Origin of the sequence: uncultured Methanobrevibacter sp. (assembly GCF_937906425.1) — an archaeon.
Taxonomy (GTDB): domain Archaea; phylum Methanobacteriota; class Methanobacteria; order Methanobacteriales; family Methanobacteriaceae; genus Methanobrevibacter.
In genome coordinates, this window is record NZ_CALCYR010000084.1 from 1 (window position 1) to 10,954 (window position 10,954).

The window sequence follows — 10,954 nt, forward strand, 5'->3', positions numbered from 1 at the left end:
CTGTTTATGTTGAAGCTGGTGCTTTCTTGGATATGTATGATGTTTATGTCCATGACAACACTGCTACTTATGCTGGTGCTATTTATGCTGTATATGCTATTGTGTATCTTGACAATTGTATTTTAGATTCTAACGATATTGTTGAAACTACTAATAAATATTCTGGTGGAGCTGCTATTTTCGCTATTAATTCTACTGTAAGTATTAAGGATTCTAAAATTACCAATAATGGTAATGATGAAATCAACAGAACTGATGGTGATCTTTGTTCAGGTGTTGTATATGTAACTAATTGTGAAACAATTATTGTTGATTCATTATTTGAAAACAACACTGGTATTTATGGTGGAGCTATTTATGCAGGTTTAGATGATGATGAATGCACTTCCTCATTAACTGTCACTGGAACCGATTTTATTTCCAATGTTGCTTACACTGGTGGTGCTATTTATGTAGCAGATACTGAAGTAAGTATTTCCGATTCACTCTTTGATGGAAATATTGCTGTTGGTACTGGTAGTTCTGGTTACTCTTCTGGTGGTGGAGCTATACAAGTCATGTATTGTGATGAATGTGAGATTGATAATGTTGTCATAATAAACTCTCAAGCTGAAAATGGTGGAGCAATCAATATAGAAAATTCCTATGTCACCATAACTGACAGTCTCTTTGAAAACAATACCGCAGGAACTATTGGTGGTGCTATTATTACCAATACTGTTGGTGATTTGGAGATTTCCGGCACTAGTTTCATTAACAATGGTGCAGGTACTTATACTGGTGGTATTGCTTTCTATGGTGATAATTTAGTTATCCGTGATTCTGTATTTGAAAATAATACTCAAGCAGGTTATAATGGCGCATTATTCATATATGCTGCTGATGCTACCATTGACAATACTGTATTCCGTGGTAATAATGGAAGCTATACTGGCGGTATCTGGAATTATGGAAGTGATTTAACTGTAACTAATTCCTTGTTTGAAGATAATTCTGGTAGAGTTAATATATATAATATCTACAACCAAAGAGGTACTGTTGAATTGACTGGAAATACATTCAAGACCATTAGTGATGTAAGCATTGATATGAATGACACTTATGTATATGGTCAGGATGTAAATGTTAGTGGTGTATTCTATTGGGGTGTAAACGTTAATACTCTTATGAATTTCACTGTTGATGGTGTTGAAGCTACTGCAAATGTGAAGAACACTGTTTACACTGCTGATTTAGGAAATGCCTTTGCTGTAGGCAATCATACTATCGTAATCAGTACTTTCACTGATGAAGATGGAAATACATATGTTGTTGAAACCGCTCAAAAAACCTTTGAGGTCAAAAAGGCTGCTGTAAGTGTTGAAGTTGAAAATGCAGAAGCTGAATGGGGCGAAACTGCAACTGTCCAATTCAATGTCACCGGTGCAAATGATGCTAAATTAAACGGCACTGCTATTGTAACCGTATCCTGGGATGTTGATGGTGTAAGCCAAGTTGTAACTGTAAGTGAAGGTGCTGGAGAAGCTTCCTTCAATATTGCTGATAGTGTTGCTCCTGGAACTTATGATGTAAGAGTCGATTACATTGGTGATGACAGCTATGAAAATGCTACAGGCACTGCAACTCTTACTTTAACTGATCCTAAAGATAATACAATTGAAATTGAAGTTGAAGAAGATGTTTATGGCGAAACTACTTTTGCTACTGTAAGTCTTACAGATGCTGCTGGTTCTCCTATCGCTGCTGCTACTGTGACCTACACAGTTGATGATGGTGAAGAGAAAACAGCAGAACAAACCGATGCAGAAGGTCAAGTCATAATTCCTATCGATGATTTAGACGCTGGAGATCATAACATAACTGTCAAATTCAATGATGGTGTACACACTCCTACAGAAGAAACTGCAAACTTCACTGTTGCTCCTGCTAATGCAGAAATTGTCCTTGATATTGCTGATGTTGATTATGGTGAAGGAATTGTAATCAATGTTATTGCATCAAGTGGCGATGATCCTGTAAGCGGTGATGTGATTGTTGCAATTGACGGTGTTGTAGTTGGAACCATCCCACTTGGTGAAGATGGTTTAGGCAATATAACTGTTGCAAACACTTATCCTGCAGGTCAGCTTTATGCAAACGCTACATTAAATAACAGTAATTACATTGCTGCTACTGATGATGAAACCTTCAATGTAAATAAAGCAGATGCTAGCGTTAGTGTTTCTGCAAATCCTGTTGAATATGGAAATGATGCTACTGTAACTCTAAGCTTAACAGACAGTGAAGGTAATCCAATTGAAGGAACAGTCATTGTAAGTGTCGGTGATGAAACCAAGGTAATTGAAGCTAGCGGCGATATTGTATTTGCTACAAGCGAACTTCCTTCAGGAGCTTATGAAATCACTGCAAGATTTGTAGGCAATGATAACTTCAATGAGGCATATGGTTATGGAACATTAACCGTTACAGGATCCACTGAAGCTATCCTAACAGTTTCAGTAAGCAATGTAACTTATGGTGATGCAAGTGAAATCACTGTCACCCTCGTTGATGCGGAAGCTAATGGATTAAGCATGGATGTAATTGTAAAGATTGGTGATTTAGCAGTTCCTGTAAGTGTCAGAGATGGTACCGGCAGCGAATTTGCCAGATTGGATGCTGGTGACTACACAGCTATTGTAAGCATTGATGATGAAGTTTACGGTGAAATTTCCGCTCAAACTCCATTCAATGTAGCTAAAGCTGAATCTGCTATTGAATACACCTATGTTGCAAATGCATTTGGACAATCTAGCCCTATTACAATCACTCTCACAAGTCCGGTAGAAGGCATTAGCGGCAAGGTCGACATTATTGTAAACGGCGAAACCGTTGACAGCATTGATGTTGATGAATCAGGCATTGCAAGCTATGATTTAACTGATTTAATTATTGGCGTAAACCTTGTGAAAGTAGTATTTAATGAAACTACCAACTACATGGCTTCCTCATATGAAGGTATCATATTTGTTGATAAGGCTAGTGCGGAAATCATTGCAGTAGGTTCTTCTGTTGAATTTGGAGAAAGCTCAACTGTATCTGTCATATTGACTGGTGTTGATGGTGCAGGTATTGAAGCTACCGTTATCGTATCAGTTGATTTAGGTGATGAAACAGTTTACGCTATTGTTGAAACCAATGAGTCTGGTGAAGCTATTGCAGTATTCGATATTCCTGCTTATGGAAGCTTTGATGTTAAAGCTGAATTCTTAGGCAGCGACTTCTATTATGGTATCAGTGATGAAGATCAAATAGTTATTGCAAAACCTACCGATGCATTCTTTGACCTTGTAGTTGATGATATTGGATATGGTGAAGACTTAAACATCATCGTCAACGATCTTACAGATGTTGAAGGCAAGCCATTAAACGGTACTGTAACTGTAAGCATTGAAGGTGTGGATGAATTAATCACCATCGATATTATTGATGGAGAAGGTTCAAGCACAGTCAGTGACTTAGCTGTTGGAGTATACGAATTAAGCGCTAGCTTTGTAAGTGATGACGGATACTACAGTGCTGAAGCAGAGGCTGAATTTGAAGTCACTGTCGGTACTGGTGATATGGAATTCAATGTGCCTGAAGTAATCTACAGAGATGACCTTGTTGTATACATTACAAATGTAACTGACGTTAACGGTAATCCATTAAGCGGAATTGCTATCGTAACATACAATGATGGTGAATTAAGAACCGCTGAAGGGGAAATTGTTGATGGTGTCGGTGAAGTAAAACTTACTGACATGGATGCTGGAGTATACCAATTGGCAGTAAGCTTTGCAAATGATGATGTTGAAATTGAATATCTTGCTATTGGTGTTGTAATTCCAAACGAACCTGAATTAAGCATTGAAGTTGATGATGTAAGTTTAGGCAAGAACGCTACCGCTGTAATCAGATTAGCCGGATACCACGGCGAATACATTGATGAGGATATTGTTGTAAGCATTAACGGTGAAGAAATTGGAACCTACACTACCGTAAAAGGTAAGGTAATCGTTGAAATTCCTGATTTAACTGTTGGCAATTACACCATCAGTGCAATCTTCGCCGGAAACAATAACTACAACGATGCTGTAGGAATCGCTTCCTTCGATGTAAGCAAAACTCTCCCAAGCATTTCTGTTGAAGATACTGAAGCTGAATGGGGAGAACCTGCAACTATCAAATTCAATGTAACAGGTGTTGACGGTGCTAAATTAAGTGGAGAAGCTCTTGTAACTGTATCTTGGGATGTTGATGGCGTAAGTCAAGTTGTTAGTGTAAGTGAAGGTGCTGGAGAAGCTTCCTTCAATATCGCTAATAGTGTTGCTCCTGGAACTTATGATGTAAGCGTCAAGTTCTTAGGCAATGACCTTTACGATGCTAATGAAAACACTGAGGCTAAACTTGTCTTAACAGATCCTAAAGCTAATGATGTTGAAATTGCAGTTGAAGAAGGTGCTTATGGCGAAACCACTAATGTTACTGTAAGTCTTACAGATGCTGCCGATTCTCCTATCGCTGCCGCTACTTTGACCTACACAGTTGATGATGGTGAAGAGAAAACAGCACAAACCAATGCAGAAGGTCAAGTCATAATTCCTATCGATGATTTAGAAGCTGGAGATCATAATATCACTGTCAAATTCGATGATGGTGTACACACTCCTACAGGAGAAACTGTAAAATTCACTGTTGCTCCTGCTTCCACTGCTGTAGTAAGCTTAAGCATTGATGATGTATCCTATGGTGAAGAAATTCTTGTTAAAGTTAGTGCAGAAGATGAATCCGGTGTTCCTATTGCTGGTGATGTAAATGTTGAATTTGACGGCTTTGGCGTTGGAATAATCACCCTTGATGGAAATGGTGAAGGTACCTTAAGCATTCCTGCATATTCATTCCCAGCTGGAACAATCTATGCTCTTGCTAGCTTAGACAACAGCAATTATGTAACTGCCACTGACGATTTAAGATTCATTGTCAAGAAGGCGGCTGTAACTGTTGTTGCTGAAGATGCTGAAGCTGAATGGGGAGAACCTGCAACTGTCCTATTCAATGTTACCGGTGCAGACGGTGCTAAATTAAACGGCACTGCTATTGTAACTGTATCCTGGGATGTTGATGGTGTAAGTCAAGTTGTTAGTGTAAGTGAAGGTGCTGGAGAAGCTTCCTTCAATATCGCTGATAGTGTTGCTCCTGGAAGCTATGATGTAAGTGTCTATTACATAGGTGATGACAACTATGAAAATGCTACCGGTGCTGCAAAACTTACTTTAAGCGCTCCTAAGGAAGCTAAAGTAAGCATTAGCCTAAGTGAAAATCCTGTATACGGTGAAGATGCAAATCTTACCATTGATGTTCAAGACGCTTCTGGCGCTGCTTTAGCAAACACTCCTGTAACCGTACTTGTAGATGGAAAAGAGTATGCTAACGCTACCACCGATGAAAACGGAAATATTGTATTGCCTCTTGAATTAGATGCTGGAGATCATAATATTACCGTAAAAGTCGATGATGGTGTACACACTCCTGTAGAAGAAACTGTTGAAACTACTGTTGCTCCTGCTTCTGGTGTTATTGTCAGTCCTGAAGCAAATGCTACTGAATTTGGAAGCCCAGTTGAACTTCTTATCACTGTTGAAGATGCAGAAGGCAATGCCTTAGATGGTACTGCTACTGTAAGTGTAAACGGCGATACCTATGCTGCTGATGTTCCTGTAGTTGATGGTAAGGCTAAATTAGATCTTGAAAACTTAGATGCTGGTGTAAACCTCATTGAAGTAAGCTTCGAGAACCCTAACTATGCTGCATCCACTGCTCAAACTCCAGTGGAAGTACTTGCTCAAACTGGCGCTGTATTAACAATCACTCCTAAAGATATTAAGGAAGGAGAAGAGGAAAGCATTGCTGTATCATTAGTTTCCGCTGACGGTACTGCAATTGACGGAATCGTAATTGTCACAATCGATGATGTAAATTATGCTGCAACTCTTGTAGGCGGTAAAGCAAGCCTAGTTGTCAAAAACTTAGCTGCTAACGATTACGCAGTTGATGCAAAATTCATCGGAACTGAGGAATTCGCTCCTGTGACTGCTAACGCTACATTCACTGTAGCTCCATACTCTGATCCTGTAATTGATATTGAAGCTGGTGATGAAGAGCTAGTAATTACTTTAAGCGACAAAGATGGCAACCCATTAGACGGAGTTGTTAATGTAACTGTAGATGGTGAAACCAAGGAAGTGCCTGTTGTAAACGGTACCGCTACAATTCCTGTAAGTGAAGGAGATCACAACATAAGCGTATCCTATCCTGGAGATGACAGTCACGCTCCTCTTGAAGTAAGCGAGGAAATAACTGTAACTAAAGAGTATATCGACACAGTCGTAACCGTTGCTGTTGATAACATTACATATGGTCAAACTGCTAATGTAGCATTTACCTTAAAAGACATTAACGGAAATGATTTAAGCGGTCTACTTAACGTAACTGTTGATGATGTTGCATATGATGTAACAATTACCAATGGTGTAGGCAGCCTTGCAATCAAGAACTTAATTGGTGGAAACTACACAGTTGTTGCAGATTATATTGCTGCTGCCAACTATCTCCCATCAAGTGCTTCTGCAGTATTTGATGTAAAGAAACTTGGCACTAGATTCATATATGAAAATATGACCACTACTTCATTCAACCCTAACATTGAAGGAAGAATTGGTGAATACTTCACTGCAACCTTAGTGGATGAAAACGGAAATGCCTTAGCAAACAAAAACGTATCTGTTGGATTTAACGGTCATGTATACACATACATAACCAATGCTACCGGCGGATTCAAGACTCAAGTCAACTTAAGACACAGTACAAACTACACCTTCGCTCTCTACTACTCTGGAGACGACAACTATGAAGGTTCATTTGGTGTTGCAAGAATTGAAGTCTTGAAACAAGCTGTAAAATTCACAGTTCCTGCTAAGACCTATAAAGCATCCGCTAAATCTAAAACATTAACTGCAACTGTTCTTTCCAAATACGGAACTCCTATCAAAGGCAAAGTTGTATCCTTCATTGTAAACGGCAAATATTACTCTGCCAAGACCAATGCTAAAGGAGTTGCAACTGTAAAAGTAAGCCTTACCAAGAAAGGAACTTACTCTTGTGTTGTCAAGTTTGAAGGAGACGACGGTTACGCAGCTACTTCTAAAAAAGTTAAACTTACTATTAAATAAGTTTGGGTTTATTTAAACCCAAATTCTTTTTTAGAATGTGGTTTTTAAGGCAAAAAATAAAGAAAATTTATATTTTAGGGAAAAAAGTGAATTATTTTTAATTAAATAATTCACTAAACACTTTTTTTTTTTAATTGAATTTTAGCTATTTTTTTGAATTTTTATAATTAAATTGAATTTTTATAATTAAATTGAATTTTTGCATTTTGATTGAATTTTTGCATTTTAATTGAATTTTTGCTCTTTTTTTGAATTTTAGTTATTAAATTGAATTTTAGTATTTTAATTGAATTTTAGCTATTTTTTTGAATTTTTGCAATAATTTTGAATTTTACATTTTTTTGATCTTTTGCATTCAAATTAAATTTTTATTAAAAAATTGAATTTTAGTATTTTAATTGAATTTTATACTTTTTTTTAAATTTTTGCAATAATTTTGAATTTTTGCATTTAAATTAAATTTTAGTAATGAAATTGAATTTTTATTAAATTTTTGAATTTTTGCGTTTAAATTAAATTTTAGTAATGAAATTGAATTTTATACTTTTTTTGAATTTTTATTAAATTTTTGAATTTTTGCATTTTAATTGAATTTTATACTTTTTTTGAATTTTTATTAAATTTTTGAATTTTTGCAATTTAATTGAATTTTACACTTTTTTTAAAAAATTGATTTAAATTAGTAAAATTCAAAAATACTACTATAAATTATTAGTTTTCATATGCTCTCTCTAAAAACTTTAAATATAGCAAATACAAAATATTATTTATGGTTACATATATCGAACATCCTTTAATTAGAGAGAAGTCAGCCGAAGCAAGGCTTTACCAACAGATATTGGCAGCAGATGTATTGCAAAATGGAAATACTATGATTGTCGCTCCAACTGCATTAGGTAAAACAATCATAGCCATATTGGTTGCTGCAGAAAGGCTGGATAAATTAAAAGGTTCCAAAGTTCTTATATTGGCGCCAAGTAAACCACTTGCCATACAACACGAAGAAAACTTTAGACACTTTTTAAACGTTACATGCACTTCAATAACAGGTGCAGTAAAAACCGATGAACGTGAAAAACGATGGAATGCATCTCAAGTCATTTGTGCAACTCCACAGACAGTGGAATCAGATCTTTTAAATGAAAGATACGGTCTTGAGGATGTTTCTTTAGTCGTATTTGACGAATGTCACCATGCAGTCGGTTCATATTCCTATGTTTATCTTGCAACCCGTTATGTAAAGGAGGCTAAAAACCATTTGATATTAGGTTTGACAGCTTCTCCAGGTCATGACAAGGAGAAAATCAAGGAAGTGTGTGAAAATCTTTTCATTCAGGACATTAAGATTAAGACTGAGGAGGATCCTGATGTCAAGCCTTATTTCAATCCAATCAAAATCGATTGGGTTCGTGTTCAGATGGATGATGAACTGATGAAAATTAGGGAATTGGCAAACAAGGCATTGAAGCTTCGTTTGAAAGGTCTTAAGAAAATGGGCATTATAAATACCATTGGCGTAAGCAAGAGAGATATTTTAAAGGCTCGTTCACGTGTTCAAGGAAAGATTGCACATTCTGTAAATCCACCTAAGGAATGTTTCCAGGCAATTTCAGTATTGTCTGCTGTAATTAATCTTCAGCATGCAGTTGAGCTGTTGGAAACTCAAGGTGTTGAGCCATTTAATGATTACATTAAAAGACTTAGAAAGAAAACAACAAAGGCTGCAAAGAATATTCTGCTTGATCCTAACTTTTCAAGAGCCATTTATTTTGCAAAGGAAGCTGAAAAGAATGGATTGGAACATCCGAAGATGAAAAAGCTTATTGAACTTCTTAAGTTAGAATTGGGAATGGATGGTCAGACAAGATTGAAATCACTTAGGGATGATGGAGAGAATCAGGAAAGTCCTAAGATAATTGTATTTACACAGTTCAGAGACACTTTGGACATGATTCATAAAAGATGTGAATCTGAAGGAATCAAAAGTGTAAGGTTCTTTGGACAAGGTACAAGTGATGGAAAGAAGGGCTTGACTCAAAAGGAGCAAAAGCAAATCATAAAGTCATTTAAGACTGGAAATTATGACGTTTTGATTTCTACAAGTGTTGCAGAGGAAGGTATAGACATTCCTGCAGTTGATTTGGTTATAATGTATGAGCCTGTTCCCTCTGAAGTAAGAATGATTCAAAGAAGAGGAAGGACAGGACGTAAAACTTCTGGAAGAATGAAGGTTCTAATCACTGAAAAGACAAGGGATGAAGGTTATTATTGGACCAGTATTAGAAGGGAGTCCAAGATGAAAACCCAACTTGCAACAGAGGAAGCTATTGAAGAGCTTAAACTGAATGCTGCTGAAAGGATAGAAGTTGAAAAGAACATGATTGTTCATGGCAAGAGGGGAAATCTCAATGATAGGGATGACTCAGATTCTGACTTAAATGATGATTTTAAGGAAGAGTCCTTTAATGAGGACTTGGAAGAGATAGAACTTGAAAATGAGAATGAATTGAAATTGAAGGAACTTAATGAAAAACAGAAGAGGATAAATGAATTGGCTTCTAAGAGAAAGGAGGTTTCTTCTAAAAGAATCAGCTCTAATAATGATAATTCTAGTTCTGATTTAGATAATGATTCTAATTTAAATGAGGGTTCTAGTTTAAATAATGATTCTAATTTAAATGGAGGTTCTAGTTTAAATAATGATTCTAATTTAAATGATAATTCTAGTTCTGATTTAGATTCTAATTCTAATTTAAATGCTGGTTCTAATATAGATTCTAATATTGATTTAAATGCTAAATCTGATTTAATTTCTAATTCTAATGATTTAAACTCAGATTCCAATTCCATTGAAGATTCAATAGAGGAATTAAGCAAAAACAGCAATAATAATGATGAAGTTTTTATTTATGTAGACTCAAGGGAAGGTAATTCAAGAGTCATAAGGGCTTTAGATACTCTTGGAGTCAAGGTAAAGATAAACGCGATGGCAGTTGCTGATTATCAGGTTAGTGAAGAGGTAGCTATTGAACGTAAGACTGCAACTGATTTTGTAGATTCAATTATGGACAAACGTTTATTTAAACAGGCTAGGATGATGAGAGAGGAATTTAAAAAGCCTATAATGATTCTGGAAGGAGACAATTTCTATTCAGGTTTCATAAATCCAAATGCAATAAGGGGATCTCTTGCTTCAATTGCAATTGATTATGGAATAAGCATTATTCCTACCAGAAATCCTGAAGACACTGCAGCTATGTTAAAGAGAATTGCTATTCGTGAGCAAAAGGGAGAAAAACGTAGCATTCAGATTAGAACTGAAAGAAAACCTCAAAATCTTTGGGAACAGCAATTGTTTATTATAGAATCCTTGCCTAATATTGGGCCTGTTCATGCTAAAAGGTTATTGGAACACTTCGGTTCTGTAAAGAATGTTCTTGAAGCTGATGAAAAGAAATTGCAGGAAGTTGAAGGAATAGGTAAAAAAACAGCTAAGAATATTCGTGAAGTAATTGACAGCGAATATTTGTATTTTAAGAAGGAACTTAAGGACAAAAAGTTAATTTAATTGTTTTTAGTTCTTTTTTTATTATTTTTACTTATTTAATCTATTTTTAAGTTTTTTTCTTATTTTTTTATTATTTTTAGCTATTTAATCTATTTTTAAGTTTTTTTCTTATTTTTTTATTATTTTTAGCTATTTA

2 protein-coding genes are annotated in these 10,954 nt (G+C 35.8%); both read left to right on the forward strand.

Annotated elements, in window-relative coordinates; all coding sequences use genetic code 11:
• Window positions 1–32: 32 nt before the first annotated feature.
• Window positions 33–7,250 (forward strand): Ig-like domain repeat protein, encoded by a 7,218-nt coding sequence (locus Q0138_RS02330; protein ID WP_297980394.1) that lies wholly within the window; start codon window positions 33–35, stop codon window positions 7,248–7,250.
• Window positions 7,251–8,019: 769 nt separating this feature from the next.
• A complete protein-coding gene (locus tag Q0138_RS02335) occupies window positions 8,020–10,818 on the forward strand; it encodes a DEAD/DEAH box helicase (protein WP_297980390.1) in 2,799 nt (932 codons plus the stop codon).
• Window positions 10,819–10,954: the final 136 nt, after the last annotated feature.

Coding starts and splice junctions, on each gene's coding strand:
- Q0138_RS02335 (WP_297980390.1), top strand. CDS start 8,020: ATGGTTACATATATCGAACATCCTTTAATTAGAGAGAAGTCAGCCGAA.
- Q0138_RS02330 (WP_297980394.1), top strand. CDS start 33: ATGTATGATGTTTATGTCCATGACAACACTGCTACTTATGCTGGTGCT.